This window comes from Heyndrickxia coagulans 36D1, assembly GCF_000169195.2.
Classification (GTDB): Bacteria; Bacillota; Bacilli; order Bacillales; family Bacillaceae_C; genus Weizmannia; species Weizmannia faecalis.
The window spans coordinates 2738848-2758342 of the sequence record NC_016023.1 but is presented as its reverse complement, the minus strand read 5'-3'; the positions used below and the strand labels follow the sequence as shown (position 1 = coordinate 2758342).

13 protein-coding genes are annotated in these 19495 nt (G+C 49.4%); 1 reads left to right on the top strand and 12 read right to left on the bottom strand.

Annotation, left to right across the window (positions count from 1 at the left end):
* Window positions 1-50: 50 nt before the first annotated feature.
* The 6 genes from mutM to BCOA_RS30250 all read right to left on the bottom strand — a co-directional run bounded on the left by mutM (window position 51) and on the right by BCOA_RS30250 (window position 8209).
* A complete protein-coding gene (mutM, locus tag BCOA_RS30280) occupies window positions 51-884 on the bottom strand; it encodes a DNA-formamidopyrimidine glycosylase (RefSeq protein WP_014097755.1) in 834 nt (277 codons plus the stop codon).
* 35 nt (window positions 885-919) lie between these two features.
* A complete protein-coding gene (gene polA, locus BCOA_RS30275) occupies window positions 920-3586 on the bottom strand; it encodes a DNA polymerase I (RefSeq protein WP_044051923.1) in 2667 nt (888 codons plus the stop codon).
* 181 nt (window positions 3587-3767) lie between these two features.
* Window positions 3768-4703 (bottom strand): malate dehydrogenase, encoded by a 936-nt coding sequence (gene mdh, locus BCOA_RS30265; RefSeq protein ID WP_014097753.1) that lies wholly within the window; start codon window positions 4701-4703, stop codon window positions 3768-3770.
* Window positions 4704-4774: 71 nt separating this feature from the next.
* The gene (gene icd, locus BCOA_RS30260) at window positions 4775-6049 is read right to left on the bottom strand and encodes an NADP-dependent isocitrate dehydrogenase (RefSeq protein WP_014097752.1); all 1275 of its coding nucleotides are present in this window, start codon (window positions 6047-6049) and stop codon (window positions 4775-4777) included.
* A gap of 197 nt (window positions 6050-6246) precedes the next feature.
* Window positions 6247-7362, bottom strand: coding sequence for a citrate synthase (gene citZ, locus BCOA_RS30255; protein WP_014097751.1), 1116 nt, complete (start codon window positions 7360-7362; stop codon window positions 6247-6249).
* A 379-nt stretch (window positions 7363-7741) separates the two neighbouring features.
* A complete protein-coding gene (locus BCOA_RS30250) occupies window positions 7742-8209 on the bottom strand; it encodes a DUF441 domain-containing protein (RefSeq protein WP_014097750.1) in 468 nt (155 codons plus the stop codon).
* Between the two features lie 167 nt (window positions 8210-8376).
* Between BCOA_RS30250 and ytvI the strand changes: the two genes are divergently transcribed.
* Complete coding sequence (gene ytvI / locus BCOA_RS30245; RefSeq protein ID WP_014097749.1) at window positions 8377-9495, top strand: sporulation integral membrane protein YtvI; 1119 nt, start codon at window positions 8377-8379, stop codon at window positions 9493-9495.
* Window positions 9496-9537: 42 nt separating this feature from the next.
* On the opposite strand, the gene pyk is transcribed toward ytvI, so the two are convergent.
* The 6 genes from pyk to dnaE form a co-directional block, all read right to left on the bottom strand.
* Window positions 9538-11298: a pyruvate kinase gene (pyk, locus tag BCOA_RS30240; RefSeq protein WP_014097748.1), complete on the bottom strand. Its 1761-nt coding sequence runs from the start codon at window positions 11296-11298 to the stop codon at window positions 9538-9540.
* 21 nt (window positions 11299-11319) lie between these two features.
* A complete protein-coding gene (gene pfkA / locus BCOA_RS30235; RefSeq protein WP_014097747.1) occupies window positions 11320-12282 on the bottom strand; it encodes a 6-phosphofructokinase in 963 nt (320 codons plus the stop codon).
* A 515-nt stretch (window positions 12283-12797) separates the two neighbouring features.
* The gene (gene accA / locus BCOA_RS30230; RefSeq protein WP_014097746.1) at window positions 12798-13772 is read right to left on the bottom strand and encodes an acetyl-CoA carboxylase carboxyl transferase subunit alpha; all 975 of its coding nucleotides are present in this window, start codon (window positions 13770-13772) and stop codon (window positions 12798-12800) included.
* A complete protein-coding gene (gene accD, locus BCOA_RS30225) occupies window positions 13766-14641 on the bottom strand; it encodes an acetyl-CoA carboxylase, carboxyltransferase subunit beta (protein ID WP_014097745.1) in 876 nt (291 codons plus the stop codon). The genes accA and accD overlap by 7 nt, the downstream gene beginning before the upstream one ends.
* 125 nt (window positions 14642-14766) lie before the next feature.
* The gene (locus BCOA_RS30220; protein ID WP_014097744.1) at window positions 14767-15999 is read right to left on the bottom strand and encodes an NAD(P)-dependent malic enzyme; all 1233 of its coding nucleotides are present in this window, start codon (window positions 15997-15999) and stop codon (window positions 14767-14769) included.
* Between the two features lie 93 nt (window positions 16000-16092).
* Window positions 16093-19437 carry a DNA polymerase III subunit alpha gene (dnaE, locus tag BCOA_RS30215; RefSeq protein WP_014097743.1) on the bottom strand — a complete coding sequence of 1115 codons (3345 nt, stop codon included), beginning with the start codon at window positions 19435-19437 and terminating at the stop codon, window positions 16093-16095.
* Window positions 19438-19495: the final 58 nt, after the last annotated feature.

Sequence of the window (19495 nt, the reverse complement as noted above, 5' to 3'; positions counted from 1 at the left end):
TGCATCGCTGCTATTAGTGTATGGAGGGGGCATGGCCAATGTTCAACCTGTTATCTGCGTTTCTTTTGGCAATTCGGGCAGTAATGGGTGCCGCGGCCTGCTGTAACCATCTTTTCAATCGGGGTGCCGCATTTCCGGCACGGCTCCCCTTTCCGGCCGTAAACATACAGCTCGAGCTGGAACATGCCCATCTGTCCTTGCGAATTTACATAGGAACGGACCGTGCTGCCGCCTTTTTCAACGGCTTCCTGCAACGTTTGAATGATCTCGCTGTGTAAAAGATGCACGTCTTTTTTTGTCAGTGACTTTGCTTTTCGCTCCGGATAGATGTGAGCACGGAACAAGGATTCGTCCACATAAATGTTCCCGAGCCCGGAAATGACCGTCTGATCGAGCAAACAGGATTTGACATTGCGTTCCGTTTTCTTTAGTTGGCCGTATAAATATTTTTCCGTAAACGTATCGGATAGCGGCTCAGGGCCGAGTTTTGAAAGCGGGAGAGAGGACAATTCCTCCCCCTTTAAAAACAAATGCATTGTCCCAAATTTGCGGACATCTTTGTACCTTAGTTCCTTTCCGGATTGAAAATGAAAAATCATATGCGTATGCTTTTCAACCGGTTCATTTTGGTCATAAACCCGGTATCGCCCTTCCATGCGCAAATGGGAGACAAGCGCGTAATGGTCCGTGTAAAAAATGAGAAATTTGCCGCGCCGCCCGAGCGAACGGATCGTTTCACCGGCCAGAGCATCGGCAAACGCCTCTGTGTGAAGCGGCTTTTTGACCATTTTTGGCAAAAGCACCGTTACGCTTTCAATCGTTTCGCCAGCAACGAGCTGTGCCAGCGTTCTTCGTATCGTTTCCACTTCCGGTAATTCCGGCATGCTTGATTCCTCTTTCCTTTCTTTGTTGCCTGCAGCTATTTTGCATCAAACCAGGTCGGCCCGTATGCGGAATCCACTTTCAGGGGAGCGGCGAGATCTACGGCATGCTCCATCACTTCCGGCACAATTTCTTTTAACACTTCAATCTCTTCTTCCGGCGCTTCGAAAATCAGCTCGTCATGGACCTGCAGCAGCAGCCGCGCCCGCAGTTTTTCTTTTTTCAGCCTTTTTGCCATATCGATCATCGCTTTTTTAATAATATCAGCTGCACTTCCCTGGATCGGTGTATTCATGGCCGTCCTTTCAGCAAAGCTGCGCAAGTTGAAATTCCGGCTTGTAATTTCCGGCAAGTAACGCCGCCGCTTTAAAAGGGTGGAGACATAGCCTTTTTGCTTGGCTTCCCTGACAATTTCATCCATATATTCCTTGACGCGCGGGTAGGACGCAAAATACCGTTTGATAAATTCGCCGGCTTCCTTGCGGGAAATGCCGAGATTTTGCGAAAGCCCGTAGTCGCTGATGCCATATACGATCCCGAAGTTGACCGTTTTTGCCTGGCGCCGCATCTCAGACGTTACTTCTTCCGCTTTCACATGGAAAACTTCCATCGCCGTTTTCGTATGGATATCCATGCCTTCGCGGAACGCTTCAATCAGCTTTTCATCGCCGGAAATATGGGCGAGCACCCGCAATTCCACCTGCGAGTAATCCGATGAAAAAATAAGCCAGCCTTCTTCCGACGGGACAAACGCTTGACGAATTTTCCGGCCTTCTTCCATGCGGATCGGGATATTTTGCAAATTCGGATCCGTCGAGCTGAGGCGGCCGGTCTGCGTCAATGCTTGGTTAAAACGCGTATGGACTTTGCCATCTTGGTGGACCACTTTTAAGAGCCCCTCAATATAGGTGGACTGGAGTTTCCCAAGCTGCCGGTAATGAAGGATTTCCCTGACGATTTCGTGGGCAGGCTCCAGTTTTTCGAGCACATCGGCAGACGTGGAGTATCCCGTTTTTGTTTTTTTAATGACAGGCAGCCCCATTTTTTCAAAAAGAATGACGCCAAGCTGCTTCGGCGAATTGATGTTGAATTCAGTGCCGGCCATGCTGTAAATCCGCTGCTCAATTTCATGAAGCCGGAGTTTAAATTCTTCGCCCATTTCTTTTAACCGGTCGGTATCGACTTTCACGCCGGTGTATTCCATATCCGCCAAAATAAGGGAAAGTGGGAGCTCGAGTTGTTCAAACAGTTCAAGCTGGCCGTTGTTTTTGAGCGCTTTTGTGCAAGGTTCGCAAAGGGCATCTATCGCTTCCGCTTTCCGGGAAATATGCTCGGCGTACCGTTTTTCCTCGGGCAGCTTCCGTTTCGCGCCTTTTCCGTAGACAGCCTCATCCGTTTCCACGTTCCCATAATCATGCGTTTTTGCCACCGAGGCAAAATCTTCGACCGTATCGGAAGGATTCAAGAGATAGGAAACGAGCAGCAAGTCAAAGTCGGTCCCACGCAGGTCTATGCCGTACCGTCTCAAAGCGACAATTGAACGCTTTGCATCGTAGACGTGTTTGATTTTGCTTTCATCTTCCACCCATTTTTTGAACGCTTCGGAAGAAAGTGCGTCTTCCGCCCGGAGGAAAAAGAGCCCTTTTTCGTTTTTTAAACCGAACCCGATGATCTCGCCAGTATGGTAATTTTCATCGAGAATCTCCACATAAAAAGAAGAAACATCGGCAAACAAGTTGTCCGTAATGTCTTCGGCAATGGAAAAAGAAATGGCTTCCAGTGCCGGTTTTTCTTCCGTCGGGGTGTCCCCGCCCATTTTTTCAAGCATTGATTTAAAGCCCAATTCCTGGTACAAATGCCGTAATTTTTCCGGGTCGGCGTGCTTGTATGCCGCCTGTTCAATGGAAATGGAAAGCGGAATGTCACGGTGAATGGTGGCGAGTTCTTTGCTCATCAGCGCCTGTTCTTTGTTCGCCTCCAATTTTTCCTGCAGTTTTTTCCCGGATACTTCCCCGATATGGTCAAGCAGCTCTTCCACCGTCGGGAACTGTTTTAACAGCTTAATGGCTGTTTTTTCCCCGATGCCCGGCACGCCGGGAATGTTATCGGATGAATCGCCCATCAGCCCTTTCATGTCGATGATCTGATGCGGCGTTAACCCGTATTTTTCCTCGACATGCGCCGGCGTGTAGGCTTCCATATCGGTGATCCCTTTACGCGTAATCATTACCGTTGTTTTCGGCGAAACAAGCTGCGTCATATCTTTGTCGCCGGAGATGACTTTCACAATAAACCCTTCTTCTTCCGCTTTTTTCGACAGGGTGCCGATGATGTCATCCGCTTCGTAATTTTCCAGTTCGTACCGTTCAATCCCGTGGGCATCGAGCAGTTCCCGAATCAGCGGGAACTGTTCGGACAGTTCCGGCGGGGTTTTTTGGCGCGTTCCTTTATATTCGCTGTATGTTTCGTGGCGGAAGGTCGTTTTGCCGGCATCAAACGCCACCAAAATATGCGTCGGCTTTTCCTCTTCCAATATTTTGGAAAGCATCATCGTAAAGCCGTAAACCGCATTCGTATGTATGCCTTTGTCATTGTTCAAAAGCGGCAAAGCAAAAAACGCCCTATAGGCAATGCTGTTTCCATCAATTAAAATCAATTTTTTCAAAACCAAAACCTCCCGGAAAAATGGAGAATATCCGTTCATATTCCTTTCCCCATTTTACCATGATTCGGCGCAAAGGAAAAATCGCGGCGCTTTTAAAAAAATAAATGAAATATTGCCGCTAAAAAAGGCGCGATCATCACCTTTTCCAGCAATTTTTAGAGGATCAGACGCGAAAAAAAGCCCCAAACCCTTCATGCGGATTTGGAGCAGGATTTTCTGTTTATGCGAGGGCATCCATGACTTTCCGGACGGAGGCGGCGGATTTGTCAAGCGCTGCTTTTTCTTCCGGTGTCAGATCGAGTTCGATGATTTTTTCAAGGCCGTTGCCGCCCAAAATGACCGGAATGCCGAGATAAATGCCGTTGTAGCCGTATTCGCCTTCGAGATAAGCAACGGCAGGCAGGATGCGGCGCTGATCTTTGGCAATGGCTTCCACCATTTCCGTTAATGCTGCTGCGGGCGCATAATAAGCACTGCCGTTACCAAGCAGGTTCACGATTTCCCCGCCGCCTTTTCTTGTCCGTTCCACAATTTTATCGAGGCGCTCTTTGGGAAGTAATGTTTCGAGCGGAATGCCGCCTGCGTAAGCGTAACGGACGAGCGGCACCATCTCATCGCCATGGCCGCCGAGCACAAAACCGGTAACGTCTTTGACGGAGACGTCCAGTTCCTCTGCGACGAAAGCGCGGAATCTTGCCGTGTCGAGCACACCCGACTGGCCGATTACGCGGTTTTTCGGAAAACCGGATGTTTGATAAACCGTGTAGGTCATTGCATCAACCGGGTTCGTCAGTACTATCAGCACGGCGTTTGGCGAGTATTTCACAATTTCCTTTGTCACGTTTTCCATGATCTTTTGGTTTGTCTGCACAAGGTCGTCCCGGCTCATCCCCGGTTTGCGCGCAACGCCCGCCGTGATGACGACAACATCGGAATCCTTTGTGTCTGCATAATCGGACGTGCCGGTGATCTTTGCATCAAACCCCTGTACCGGGGATGCTTCAAACATGTCCAAGGCTTTCCCTTTTACCGGGTTTTCCATTTGCGGGATGTCAACGAGCACCACATCCCCCAGTTCTTTTTGGGCAATCAGAAACGCCGTTGTCGCCCCTGTAAAACCGCCGCCAATGACCGATATTTTTTTCCTTTTCAGCATGACGAGCCCCCTTTGTTTAAATGTCAGCCGGCTGTAAAAAGGCAGCCGGCTTGCCGTAAATCATTTGTCCGTTATTTCCCCATGTTTTTAATCAGTTCATCGCCAAATTCAGAGCATTTGACTTCTCTTGCGCCATCCATCAGGCGGGCAAAGTCGTATGTGACCACTTTGGATGCGATCGTTTTTTCCATCGAACCGATAATCAATTTTGCCGCTTCATTCCAGCCCAAATGTTCAAGCATCAAAACACCCGACAAAATAACGGATGAAGGGTTCACTTTATCCAAGCCGGCATATTTCGGTGCCGTTCCGTGCGTCGCTTCGAAAATGGCATGGCCGGTTTCGTAGTTGATGTTCGCGCCAGGGGCAATCCCGATGCCGCCGACTTGTGCAGCGAGCGCATCCGAAATGTAGTCGCCGTTTAAGTTCATCGTTGCGACGACGTCAAATTCGCGCGGACGGGTCAAAATTTGTTGCAGGAAGATATCGGCAATCGCATCTTTGATAATGATCTTGCCGTTTGCTTCTGCTTCTTTCTGCGCCTGGTTGGCAGCATCCGCGCCTTTTTCTTCTTTAATGCGGTCGTATTCGGACCAGGTGAAGACTTTATCGCCGAATTCCCTTTCCGCCAGTTCGTAACCCCAGTTTTTAAACGCGCCTTCCGTAAATTTCATGATATTGCCTTTATGTACCAGCGTAACGGATTTGCGCCCTTCTTTGATCGCATAGTTAATCGCAGCGCGCACCAGCCGTTCCGTTCCTTCTTTCGATACCGGTTTGATGCCGATGCCGGAAGTTTCCGGGAAGCGGATTTTTTTCACGCCCATTTCATCTTGCAAAAACGAAATGACTTTTTTCACTTCCGGTGAACCTTCTTGATATTCAATGCCGGCATAAATGTCTTCCGTGTTTTCGCGGAAAATGACCATATCGGTATCCTGCGGGCGTTTAACCGGGGAAGGGACGCCATCAAAATAACGGACAGGGCGCAGGCAGACGAATAAGTCGAGTTCCTGGCGCAGCGCAACATTCAGCGAACGGATCCCGCCGCCGACCGGAGTGGTTAATGGCCCTTTAATGGCAATGAAATATTCGCGGATCGTGTCAAGCGTTTCCTGCGGCAGCCATTCCCCTGTTTTATTGAACGCTTTTTCCCCTGCATAGACCTCTTTCCAGACAATTTTCTTTTCGCCTTTATAGGCCTTCTCAACAGCCGCATCCAATACGCGCTGTGCAGCCGCCCAAATATCAGGGCCGGTGCCGTCCCCTTCGATAAATGGAATAATCGGGTGATTCGGTGTGTTTAATACGCCGTTTTCTACGGTGATCTTTTCTCCTTGTGCCATTTCAAAATCTCCTCCAGTCCCAATATCAGTTTATACTTGTGGTGTACACGGAATGAACCGGCCCCGCGCATGGTCCTGAGCCGGTCCTTCCCCACCAGATGCACGCTTGCCCATCCCCAAATACTTCCAGGAACGGGCGGGCGTTTTAAGAAAATAACGGATAAATTCAGCCGGGATGGTTCCCCGCCAAGGTCCCGTTACCGGTCTTCAAGCGGAACGTACTGGCGCATGCCCGGGCCAATATATTCCGCGCGTGGGCGGATAATCCGGTTGTTGGCGTATTGTTCCAAAATATGGGCGATCCATCCGGAAATGCGGCTGACGGCAAAAATCGGCGTGAACAGGTCATGGTCAATGCCGAGGCAATGATAGACAGATGCAGAATAAAAGTCTACATTGGCAGGAATGCCTTTTTCGCTCGTGACAATTTGCTCAATTTTTACCGACATATCATAATATTTACGCTGCCCGGTCAGCTCTGTCAATTTTTCCGACATTTTTTTCAGGTGTTTTGCGCGCGGATCGCCTTTTCTGTAAACGCGGTGGCCAAAACCCATAATTTTTTCTTTGTTGATGAATTTTTCATGCAGGTAATCTTCCACTTTATCGACCGAACCGATTTCCGTGAGCATTTTCATGACCTGCTCATTTGCGCCGCCGTGGAGCGGGCCTTTTAATGCGCCGATTGCAGCGGTAACGCCGGAATAGATGTCGGAAAGCGTCGCAACACAAACGCGTGCAGTAAAAGTGGATGCGTTCAGTTCATGGTCCGCATGCAGTACAAGCGCTTTGTTAAAGGCTTCCACTTCAATCGGTTCCGGTTCCTTTTCTTTTAACATGTACAGGAAGTTTGCGGCAAAACCGAGATCTCTGCGCGGTGCGACAGGTTCTAGGCCTTTCCTGACCCTTGCGAAAGCGGCAACAATTGCCGGTATTTTTGCCTGCAGCCGGATGGCTTTGCGCAAGTTTGCTTCCCGGTCCATTGCATCGGCTTCATCATCGTAAAGCGCGAGTGCGGAAACAGCGGTACGGAGCGCGGCCATCGGGTGCACTTTCCCGATCGGGTAAGTTTTAAAGCTATCCAAAATTTCTTTCGGCAATTCCATATGATCCGCCAGTTCCTGCTTAAATGTTTCCAGTTCGGATTTTGTCGGCAGTTTTAAATGCCACAGCAGGTAGACGACTTCTTCAAAGCTGGCTTTTTCTGCTAAATCATCAATGCCGTAGCCGACATATGTAAGCGTGTCATCGATGATCGAGCTGATTGAAGTTTCACTTGCAACGACCCCCTCTAGACCTCTTGTTGCTGTCATGCTTATCTCTCCTTCTCCTTAAGGTTGTTTCCCCCATCTCAAACGTAGATAAGTTGATTTCGGGGTATATATTTTTCTGCGGAATAAATAACGGTTGCCGGCCGGCAATATGCAAGCGATCACATACTCTATTATAATATAATAATTATATTTGTCTATTTTTTGACGTACATGCGCCCGCTTACATAAATCATTATAAACAATTTTCAAACACATTGGTACAGAAAAAAGCCAAATTTCTTCTTTTAGTATAGCGCTTTCGCAGCCGTGCTGGCAATCATTTTGATTTTAGCATATGCCCTTCTGTAGCAGCAGGAGAAAAACCGTTGAAAAATCTTTCTTCCAACGGTTTTTACATGTTTAAGCAAATTCCACCCGGCTAAAAACTGTTTGTCACCCATTCGACGATTTTCATGGCCATCCAGGCAATGCCGGCGCCGATCAGCGGCCCGACCGCAACCCCTTTAAACAAAGAAACGGCGAGAATGGTGCCAAGCACGAGCGCCGTCGTAATTTGCGGATCGCTCGCAAGCAGGGTGATACCGTTTTTGGCCAGAAGCGCGACAATGATACCGGATGCAAGTGCAATCCATGCATACGGCGATTTGAGCGATTCATACAAATCTTTAAAGCCGATCTGTCCGGTTGCAATCGGCACAAGGACGGCGATCGTAATAATGGTGACGCCCCAGTTGATCCCTTTCGACTGGACGGTTGAAAAAATTTTCGCATCCAGCCCTGCCACTTTCAGGACAAGTAGCACGATAACAGAAATGATTAACGATTGGTTTTTTGCCGCAAATCCGATCGCTAAAAGCAGCAACAAAAATAAATACGGCTGGTACATAAGCATCCCTTCTTTCATGCTGAAAATCTTTTGGTGCCGGGTATTTTTTTCTGAATTTTTGGTGAAGATAGAAATAGAAAATCTATCAAAAAAAACGGCTTTTTCTTTGTTTTACGCCCCCCGCCGTGTAAAATAATAACATATTAACGAATACAGGAGGGTCAGACTTGAATTCTGTTTACATACACCGCGCGCTGCGGGGCCTTTTTGTTGCACTGTGCATCCTGGTTGGCTTTTTTGCGGTTTATCTGGCTGTAAAATACGCTTATCCGTTTATTATTGCGCTGTTGATCGCGCTTATGATCAACCCGCTCGTCAATTTTCTGGACAGAAAGGTAAGGCTTCCGCGGGCGCTTGCTGTTTTGATATCCCTGATTCTGATCATTGGCGTCTTTGTCGGCATCATTACGCTGCTTGTTGCCGAGATCGTAACGGGGGCGAATTACCTTGCTGACGTTTTGCCGGAGCATGTCCAGACGCTTGTCAATTATTCGGAATCGCTTGTCACCGCCCAAGTTTTACCGCTGTACGACCAGCTGGCGGGCCTCTTTAAAAATCTCGATGCAGGCCAGCAGGAAACGATCGTGCAAAACATTCAGGCGGCCGGGCAAAAGATCGCTTCTTCAGCAGGTGATTTCCTGTCCGGGCTGTTTAAAAAACTGCCGGGGCTTGTTTCCTGGATTCCAAATGCGGCAACCGTGCTGATTTTTGCCCTGCTTGCAACGTTTTTCATCAGCAAGGACTGGAACCAGTTGACAGGCAAAGGAAAGCTGTTACTGCCGAAAAAAGCAAGAAAAAGCGGGATCACCGTGTTTGCCGACCTCCGCAATGCGCTTTTCGGTTTTGTCCGTGCTGAATTGACACTGATTTCCATGACACTTGTCATTGTGCTGATCGGGCTTTTGATTTTACGCGTGGATTACGCGATTACAATCGCCCTTGTTTGCGGCATTGTCGATATTTTGCCGTATTTGGGAACGGGCGTTGTGTTTGTCCCCTGGATCATTTACGAATTCATTACCGGCAGCCTGCCGCTTGCGATCGGGCTTACCGTCCTTTACATTGTCGTGATCGTGCAAAGGCAGATTATGGAGCCGAAAATTTTATCGTCCAGCATCGGAATGAATCCACTCGCGACGCTTATCGCCCTGTTTATTGGCTTTAAAACAGTCGGGTTCCTTGGCTTGATTCTCGGGCCGATTACACTCGTGTTGCTGACCGCGCTGATCCGCGCCCATGTATTCCATGACATTTGGAACTATATTATGGGCAAAAAAACAATATAAAAAACGCAGAGGCCGGATGCCTCTGCGTTTTTTTTTGCTTATTTACAATACAGTCGCATGGCCGTTGTAAACCGAGCCGGTTGCTGCATCTACCGTAACTTCCTGCCCGTCTTTAAAAATGGAAACGGCTTTTTCAACACCGACAATGACCGGAATGCCGACATTGATGCCAACAACTGCAGCATGGCTTGTCAAGCCGCCTTCTTCCGTAATCAGCGCGGCACATTTTTCAATGGCCGGCATGATTTCTTTGTCGGTCGTTCTCGTGATGAGCACACAGCCTTCTGTTGCTTTTGCGTTTGCTTCTTCTGGGCTTTCAGCAACAACGACCGGACCAAATGCCGATTTTCTGCCGATTCCCTGGCCTTTTGCCAATATATCGCCGATCAGGTGCACTTTCATCAGGTTGGTTGTGCCTTTCCCACCAACAGGGACGCCGGCTGTGATAATCACAAGGTCGCCGTGATGGACGATATCGGATTTCAATGCTTCATCCACTGCGATTTCAAGCATTTCATCCGTATTGTTTGCCTTTGTGCCCAATTGCGGGTATACGCCGGACACAACGGTTAAGCCGCGCTGCACTTTCGGATCGCTCGTGACAGCAATAATCGGGGCTGCCGGGCGGTATTTGGAGATCATGCGCGCCGTATAGCCGCTTTCGGTTGGCGCAATAATGGCATTCACATCAAGATTTAAAGCCGTATGGGCAACGGACTGGCAAATGGCGTCTGTCATATTATGGTCCGTGCTCTTGCTGCGTTTGTTCAGAATATCGCGGTGGTTAATCGCTTTTTCCACATGGACCGCGATATTGTACATCGTCTTAACCGCTTCAGCAGGATATTTTCCGGCTGCTGTTTCGCCGGAAAGCATGATTGCATCCGTGCCGTCGAAAATGGCGTTGGCCACGTCGCTTGCTTCTGCGCGGGTCGGGCGCGGGTTGCGCTGCATCGAATCCAGCATTTGCGTTGCGGTAATGACCGGTTTGCCGAGCGTATTGCATTTTCTGATCAGCTCTTTTTGCACGAGCGGTACCGCTTCGGTCGGAATTTCAACGCCGAGGTCACCGCGGGCAACCATTAAGCCGTCCGATACAGCTAGGATTTCATCGATGTTGTCGACGCCTTCCTGGTTTTCAATTTTAGGGAAAATTTTCACATGTAAAGCATCGTGTTCTTCAAGGAGCTGGCGAATTTCCAAAACGTCAGACGGCCGGCGTACAAATGAAGCCGCAATGAAGTCAATGCCTTGTTCAAGCCCGAACAGGATATCGCTCACGTCTTTTTCGGTAATGCCCGGAAGGTTCACGGAGACACCCGGGACGTTGACACCCTTTTTGTTTTTCAAAACGCCGCGGTTCAGCACTTTTGTATGGATTTCACCGGCGTTTTTATCGATGGCCGTCACTTCCAGTTCAATCAAACCATCATCAAGCAGAATTTTAGAGCCAACGTGCACATCATCAATCAGCCCTTCATACGTGACCGAAAATTTTTCCGTTGTCCCGAGCACTTCTGTCATTGAAATGACCGGCGTCATGCCTTCAACGAGCTCAAATCCGCCATCTTTCATATCGTGGGTGCGGATTTCCGGGCCCTTTGTATCAAGCAGAAGCCCGATCGTTTTGTTTTGGTTTTTTGCAGCTTCGCGGATATTTTTAATCCGGGCAAGATGTTCCTCGTGGCTGCCGTGCGAGAAGTTCAGGCGGCAAACATCCATCCCGTTTGCCATTAATCTTTCAAGCATTTCAACACTTTCACTGGCAGGCCCGATTGTACATACAATTTTGGTTTTTTTCATTCTATTTCCTCCTAAACAACGTTAGATCGACAATTCTTTCGACAGCTTATACATGTTTTGATTAATGGCGTGCGGTTTCCCGAGAATCTCAAGGATGTCATGGTCAACCAGCTGGTTATTTTGAATGCCGACAGCGCGGCCCCCTTTTCCTTCGAGCAGCAGTTCAACAGCCCTTGCGCCTAGTCGGCTTGCAAGTACGCGGTCAAATGCAGTCGGAGAACCGCCGCGCTGGATATGGCCGAGAACGGAAACGCGGGTATCACCGATCACGCCGGTTTTTTTCAATTTTTCCGCAAACTCGTTGCCACTCATCACGCCTTCCGCGACGATGATAATGCTGTGGCGTTTGCCGCGTTGTTTCCCTTGTTCAAGGCGCTCCACGACATCTTTCAAATCAAATTTTTCTTCCGGTACAATAATCGATTCAGCCCCGCCGGCAAGACCGGACCAAAGCGCGATATCCCCGGCATTTCTGCCCATGACTTCAATAATAAAGGTCCGTTCGTGGGAAGAAGCGGTATCGCGAATTTTGTCAATCGCATCCAGAACAGTGTTCAGCGCTGTATCAAAACCAATTGTAAAATCCGTACCTGGGATGTCGTTGTCGATTGTCCCCGGCACACCGATGCAGTTGAAACCTTGTTCTGTCAGTTTTTTCGCTCCCTGATAGGAACCGTCCCCGCCGATCACAACGAGGGCTTCAATGCCATGGTCTTTCAGCTGCCGGATCGCTTTTTGCTGCCCTTCCGGTGTTTTGAATTCTTCGCTTCTTGCCGACTGCAAAACCGTGCCGCCGCGTTGGAGAATATCGCCGACAGATCCCGCTTCAAGCTTTTGGATGTTACCTTGAATCAACCCGTTATAGCCCTGGTGAATGCCGTAAACTTCCAGGCCGTGGTAAATCCCTTTACGGGTAATCGCGCGGACTGCGGCATTCATCCCTGGTGCATCGCCGCCGCTTGTTAATACTCCAATTCGCTTCATATGATTCACCTCTGTATATGTAATTCTCTTGGCAGGCCGGTATTTCAATCAAGCAAAGTAATTATAGTATCGCCAAGTCTGCCTTCGAATATATCTAAAATACCACTTTAAAAGCATGTTCACAATCGATCATGAAAAAGTAAAAATTTTAAAAATGTGCGTTTATGAACAAACTGTGTCGGAATAGTATGAATACGTTACCAATTCTCCTGTCTTCCCTGCCTGCCATGCAAACGGCGTTCTTTTTTCTTTTCCCGGTTTCCATGCCGGTAAACCAGGATCTGAATTTTCTTTTCAACCACTTAGAAGAAAGGGGATCCTATATAAATTGAACTAAACATTACTACTTGTTTATGTGCTGCCATCCCGATCGTCATTGATTTTGGTACGAAAAACTTAAGTTCATTTTATATAGCTGGAAAGCAGAACGCCAAAATTTTGGCCTGCATCCGTTACACCATGTAAAAAGCGAGGCAACCGGTGATGGATGCCGGTTGCCTGGGTGCTTTTTTCGGCTATTGGCGGGCAAACTGTTCGAGCGTTGAAAATACGCCAATTTTACGGTATTTTTCGTACCTTTTTTCCACCAGTTCTTCAGGGGCATATGCCCGCAGCTCCTTTAATGATGCGGCAAGCACAGGGCGCATCAGCTCTGCCTGCGCTCTCGGATCTTTATGTGCGCCGCCTTTTACTTCCGGAATCAGTTCATCGATAATACCCAGTTCTTTCAGCTCGGGCGCGGTCATCTTCATGGTGGCGACGGCCCGTTTTGCCTGCGACGCATCTTTCCATAAAAGCGCCGCGGCGGATTCCGGTGAAATGACCGAGAACCATGAATTTTCGAGGACATGGATATGGTCGCCGACGCCAATGCCGAGCGCACCGCCGCTGGCCCCTTCGCCGATAATCAGGCAGATGATCGGAACGGACAGCCCGGACATTTCAAACAAATTGCGCGCGATCGATTCAGCGATGCCCCTTTCTTCCGCTGCTTTTCCCGGATACGCACCTTTTGTGTCGATGAAGCTGATAATCGGGCGTTTAAATTTTTCCGCCTGCTTCATTAGCCGCATTGCTTTCCGGTAGCCTTCCGGGTGTGGCATGCCGAAATTGCGGCGGATGTTTTCTTTTGTGTCTTTCCCCCGCTGCTGGCCGATCACGGTGACAGGAAGGCCCTCAAATTTTGCGATCCCGCCGACAACCGCCCCGTCGTCGCCGTATACACGGTCGCCGTGGAGCTCAAGAAAATCGGTAAAAAGATATTGAATATAGTCCAATGATGTCGGCCGTTCGGGAAAACGCGCAATCTGGATTCTGTCCCACGGATCCATATTTTCGTAAATTTCCTCTTCCAGCCGGGAAAGCCTTGCTTCCAGTTTTTCAATCTCGCTTGACAAATCGACATCCGACTGTTTTGTAAATTCCTTTAGCTCGGCAATTTTGCGTTTCAGCTCAATGACCGGTTTTTCAAATTCAAGTTCATTCACCATTGTAGTTCACCTGCGTTTGTTGGTTGATGGATGTCCAGAATGCCTGCCAATGTTTTTTTCAGGTCATGGCGTTTCACAACCGCATCGAGCTGGCCGTGTTCAAGAAGAAATTCTGCAGTCTGGAAAACTTCAGGAAGTTCTTCGCGGATCGTCTGTTCAATGATGCGGCGGCCGGCAAAACCGATCAACGCGCCGGGCTCCGCAAGATTGATATCCCCGAGCGATGCAAAGCTTGCGGTCACGCCGCCTGTTGTCGGATGAGTCATCACGGTTACCGTTAACCCGCCGTGGCGGCTGAACCTTTCGAGCGCCGCGCTCGTTTTCGCCATCTGCATTAAAGAATAGATCCCTTCCTGCATGCGGGCGCCCCCTGAGGCCGTGAAAATGATAAACGGCACATGGAGCCTGTCTGCTTCTTCGATGGCGCGCGTAATTTTTTCGCCGACAACCGAGCCCATGCTGCCCATCCGGAATTGTGCATCCATGACACTAAGCACGACCGGCCTTTCCTGAATGTTGCCCTTACCTGTCAGTACCGCTTCATTCAAGTTTGTTTTTTTGCGGTCTTTTTCCAGTTTTTCAAGGTAACCCGGAAACGCAAGCGGGTTTTTGGAAACAAGCCCGCGGTCGAACTCTTCAAACGTTCCTTCATCCAGCAGGCTTTCCACCCTTTCATAAGCGGTCATTTGATAATGGTAGCCGCAATGGAGGCAGACTTTTAAATTCTTCTGCAGTTCTTTTGTATACATAATTTTGCCGCACTTCGGGCATTTTGACATGATCCCTTCAGGAACTTCCTGCTTTGTATGGTCTGAAGGGATAGTCGCATATTTTCGCTTTTTCGGTTTAGAAAAAAAATCTTTCAGCAAATCTTACCCCTCCTGTATCTGGCACCGGAACCACCGGGCAAGCCGGCGGTTTTTCTGCCGAAGTACCGGCAAATGGCGTTTTCCCGTACCGGCAAAAAGGCGGCTTTTTTTCCGGCATCTGATGCTTATTTGCCAATTTCGGAAAGCTGTTTCGTTTTTTCGCGGATTTCTTCCGGGCTCACCTGGATGCGGGCGACACCGGTTTCCATCGCCGCTTTTGCAACAGCTGCCGCAACCGCCGGCGCAACACGCGGATCAAACGGGCGCGGAATGACATAATCCGCATTCAGTTCATGTTCATCAATTAAACCGGCGATCGCGTGGACAGCGGCTTGTTTCATCTTTTCATTAATATGCGTGGCGCGCACATCCAATGCCCCCCTGAAAATACCCGGGAAGGCGAGGACATTGTTGACCTGGTTTGGAAAATCAGAGCGGCCTGTGCCGATGACTTTCGCGCCGGCCGCTTTGGCATCTTGCGGCATGATTTCCGGATTCGGATTGGCCATCGCAAAAATAATCGGGTCTTTTTTCATCGACTGCACCATTTCTTTCGTCAGTGCCCCCTCTACAGAAACGCCGATAAAAACATCCGCATCTTTGATCACATCCGCCAGGCTACCTGCTGCTTTATCACGGTTTGTATATTTGGCCACTTCGAATTTCACCTTGTTCATTCCAAACGGGCGCCCTTCATAGATCGCCCCTTTAGAGTCGCACATAATAATATCGCGGACGCCAAAGTTGTAAAGCAGTTTGATAATCGCGATGCCGGCAGCGCCCGCGCCGCTTGCCACCACTTTAATTTCAGACATTTCTTTGCCAACGAGTTTTAAAGCGTTCACGAGCCCGGCAGCCGTTACAATCGCCGTCCCGTGCTGGTCATCGTGAAAAACAGGAATATTCATTTCCTTCTTCAATTTTTCTTCAATGACAAAGCAGTTCGGCGCGGCGATATCCTCCAGATTCACGCCGCCAAAAACCGGTTCCAGCCGTTTCACTGTCTCCACGATTTCATCAATATCTGTCGTATCGAGGCAAATGGGAAAGGCATCGACGCCGGCAAAGCTTTTGAACAAAATCGCCTTGCCTTCCATGACCGGGAGTGCGGCTTCAGGGCCGATATTTCCAAGCCCGAGAACGGCGGTGCCGTCCGTTACAACCGCGACCATATTGCCTTTCATCGTATATTCATAGACCGTTTCCGGTTTGTCGTAGATCATTTTGCAAGGCTCAGCCACACCGGGCGAATAGGCCAGGCTCAGATCCTTTGCATTTTTGACGGTGACTTTTGACTTGGATTCCAATTTCCCTTTGTGTTCGCGGTGCATATGTAACGCTTCTTCCCGCAATGACATGAACCTCACTCCCCCGTTTTCACTGCACGATATGCGGTTTCTTACTCACAAGCCTATTAAACAATATAACATATTTAATCTAGAGAGAAAAACTTATTTCAATATGACATTTCCTTCACCAAGCAGTTCCGTAAGCTTTCCGAGGCATGCTTCCTCCGCCCGGACCCGGTTTTTTTCCGGAAGCCGGATCGTTTTCCGTTCCGCTTCATAATGAAGAATGACCGGCGAGTCCCCCGGAAAAGCGTCAAGCACCTGCTTCACTTGAACAAGCAGCATGCGGTCCTTTCCAGCCGGAATCTTTAAATATAACGTGGCACCGGTCGGCATGCTGCGGAACGGGCTGGCATCTTCGAGCGCCCGGGCAATCACCTGCTTTTTGCCGTTCCTGTTTTCAACATTTCCTTCCACGACCACAATCAACCCTTTTTGGCATAACGGGCTGTATTTTTTAAAGACATCCGGAAAAACAACACATTCTATCTCATCCGTTTCGTCACTCATGCGCAAAAATGCCATCAGGCTGCCTTGTTTTGTGCGGATCGTTCTTGTGTCCGTAATGCAGGCGCCAAACCGGATTTTTCTCATGCCGGGTTGAAGCTTGCTTACTGCAAGCACGCCGGCTTCGTCCCAACCCGGGCGGTACTGCCCGGCCGGATGCCCGGATAGATAGAGCCCCAAATATTGCTTTTCAAAGGCAAGCTTATCCATCAGTGAAATCGGCTCGGTTTCCACATAATTTGGTTCAATGCTGAACGCTTCATCCTCAAAGAACAGATCCGCCTGCCCGTCATCCGGCTTCATAATCTCCGCGTGCTCAAGGGCGACATCAATGCTGGCAAGCAAAACTGCCCTGTCTTTTCCAAACTCATCCATCGCGCCTGAGAATGCAAACGCCTCTAAAATTTTCCGGTTCAGCCCTTTCACCCGCAGGACAAGATCAAACAGGCTTTTAAACGGGCGCCGTTTTCTTTCTTTAAGCAGCTCTTTGATGGAGGCGTATCCGATCCCTTTTATCGCGGCAAGGCTATAACGGATGGCGCCGTTTTCCACGGTAAACGGATAATGGCTGTGCTGCACGGAAGGCGGCAAAACCCGGATCCCCATCTGCTGCGCTTCGCGAATATACTGGGCAATTTTATCCTCGTTGCCGATCACGCTCGTCAAAAGGCTTGCCATAAAATAGAGCGGGTAATGGGCTTTTAAATAGGCGAGCCGGCAAGCGAGCATGCTGTAAGCGACGGCATGGCTGCGGTTAAAACCATAATTGGCGAAGCGGACGATAAAATCATAAATAGTATTCGCCGTTTTTCTCTCATATCCTTTTTTTTGCGCGCCATTTATAAAATGCAGCCGCTGTTCGTCCAGGATTTCCCTTTTCTTTTTGCTGACGGCACGGCGGAGCAAATCCGCCTCCCCGAGTGAAAAGCCCGCCATCTTTGAAGCGATCTGCATAATTTGTTCCTGGTAGACAATCACACCGTATGTTTTTTCCAAAATCGGCTGGAGGTCGGGATGCGGATATTCGACCGGTTTCAACCCGTGTTTCCGCTCAATATAGGCCGGGATGTTTTCCATCGGCCCGGGCCGGTACAGCGCATTGACCGCGACAATGTCTTCAAATTCAGTCGGTTTAAGCCGCTCGAGCACTTTCCGCATGCCGTCCGACTCGAACTGGAAGATCCCGGTCGTATTGCCCGAACTAAAAAGGCGGAATGTCTGTGGATCATCGAGCGGTACATCCTGGAGGCGGATTTTTCTCCCCGTCCCCTTTTCAATCCCCGTGAGGATATGCTCAAGGATGGTTAAATTCCGCAAGCCGAGAAAATCCATTTTCAAAAGCCCGATTTCTTCGAGATGGTTCATCGGATACTGGGTTAAAAAGATGCCGTCATGCCCTTCCTGCACCGGGATGATTCCCGTAAGCGGTTCCCCACTGATAATGACGCCGGCTGCATGGGTCGAAACATGGCGCGGCAATCCTTCCAAAAGCAGGGCCGTTTCAAAAAGCTTGCGGTGCTGATCCGATTGGCCGATCCATTCCCGAAAGGCGCTTGATGCTTCATACGCTTTTTTAAGCGTCATGCCAGGCTGTGACGGGATGAAGCGCGACAACTGTTCAAGTTCTTTTGCGCTGAGACCGAATATCCGGGCTACATCCCGGGCTGCGGCTTTCGCAGCAAATGTGCCGAATGTGATGATCTGCGCGACATGCTGTCTGCCGTATTTTTCCGCAACGTAGCGAATCATCTCGTCCCGCTTGTGATCCGGAAAATCGCTGTCAATATCCGGCATGGAAATGCGCTCCGGATTTAAAAACCGTTCAAACAAAAGCCCGTATTGCACCGGATCGACGTCGGTAATATAAAGCGCGTATGCGACAAGGGAGCCGGCAGCGGAACCGCGCCCCGGCCCGGTAAGAATCCCGTGCTCCCTCGCATATTTCATAAAATCCCAGACAATAAGGAAATAGTCGCTGAACTGCATTTCCTGAATGATTTTTAATTCATACTCCAGCCGGTCTGTATACCGTTCTTCCAGATTCGGAACGCGTGCTGCAAGGCCTTTTCGGCATACTTCTTCTAAGAAGGCATCCGCCGTCTGCCCGCCCGGAACCGGAAATGCCGGCAGCAGCCGCTGTCCCGTTTTGATTTCCACAGAGCAGGCATCTGCAATTTTTTCCGTATTGGCCAAAGCTTCCGGGAAATCGGCAAAAAGCTGTTCCATTTCCTCTTGCGGCTTAAAGTCGTGCGTGCCGCTTTCCGGGCGCGGCCGGTTTTCATCCGTCAGTTTCACCCCGGCTTTGATCGCGCGCAACACTTCATGAGCAAAAGCATCTTCCTTTTTTAAGTATTTCACATTTGCGGCCGCCACTTCTGGGATACCCAGTTTTTCCGAGAGCGCGTGCATATCGGGAAGCACTTTCTTAGCTTGCACTGTCCCGTTGTTTTCAAGTGCAAGATAAAAGCTCGGCCCGAAAATGTCCCGGTATAAAACTGCAACCTCTTCTGCGCGCGCTTCATCTCCCCTAAGTAGCGCCTGTTCGATTTCCCCTTCAAGCCCCGGCGTAAAGGCGATCAGGCCGTCGCTGTAGGCGCGCAGCCATTTGATAAAAATGCCGGGTTCGGGTCTCGTCTGGATGGCACTTGAGATTTTCATCAAATGCCGGTAGCCGGTTTCGTTTTTGGCAAGCAACACAACCGGATAGGCTGTGTCAGGTTCAAACGAACTCATGATATCCGCTGTCATGCCGATAATGGGTTTAATGCCATTTTCGCGGCAAGCCTTGTAAAAAGGAAAGGCCCCGTACATCACATTGCGGTCCGTGATCGCAAGGGTGTCGTAATGAAGCGCTTTTGCGTACGCCGCCCATTCAGGGATGGAGATCGTACTTTCCAACAGGCTGTAGGCCGTTTGGACCTGTAAATGGACAAAACGCATGGTAAACTGCCTCCTATTCGTACCTGTACATGATTCTTATTATACATGTTTTCACGCG

Bases quoted from the DNA above. Each gene is read 5' to 3' on its own strand.
- citZ (WP_014097751.1), bottom strand. From the start codon at position 7,362: ATGACAGCAACAAGAGGTCTAGAGGGGGTCGTTGCAAGTGAAACTTCA.
- mdh (WP_014097753.1), bottom strand. From the start codon at position 4,703: ATGCTGAAAAGGAAAAAAATATCGGTCATTGGCGGCGGTTTTACAGGG.
- BCOA_RS30220 (WP_014097744.1), bottom strand. From the start codon at position 15,999: ATGTCATTGCGGGAAGAAGCGTTACATATGCACCGCGAACACAAAGGG.
- dnaE (WP_014097743.1), bottom strand. From the start codon at position 19,437: ATGCGTTTTGTCCATTTACAGGTCCAAACGGCCTACAGCCTGTTGGAA.
- icd (WP_014097752.1), bottom strand. From the start codon at position 6,049: ATGGCACAAGGAGAAAAGATCACCGTAGAAAACGGCGTATTAAACACA.
- pfkA (WP_014097747.1), bottom strand. From the start codon at position 12,282: ATGAAGCGAATTGGAGTATTAACAAGCGGCGGCGATGCACCAGGGATG.
- BCOA_RS30250 (WP_014097750.1), bottom strand. From the start codon at position 8,209: ATGTACCAGCCGTATTTATTTTTGTTGCTGCTTTTAGCGATCGGATTT.
- polA (WP_044051923.1), bottom strand. From the start codon at position 3,586: ATGAACGGATATTCTCCATTTTTCCGGGAGGTTTTGGTTTTGAAAAAA.
- mutM (WP_014097755.1), bottom strand. From the start codon at position 884: ATGCCGGAATTACCGGAAGTGGAAACGATACGAAGAACGCTGGCACAG.
- accA (WP_014097746.1), bottom strand. From the start codon at position 13,772: ATGGTGAATGAACTTGAATTTGAAAAACCGGTCATTGAGCTGAAACGC.
- pyk (WP_014097748.1), bottom strand. From the start codon at position 11,298: ATGAAAAAAACCAAAATTGTATGTACAATCGGGCCTGCCAGTGAAAGT.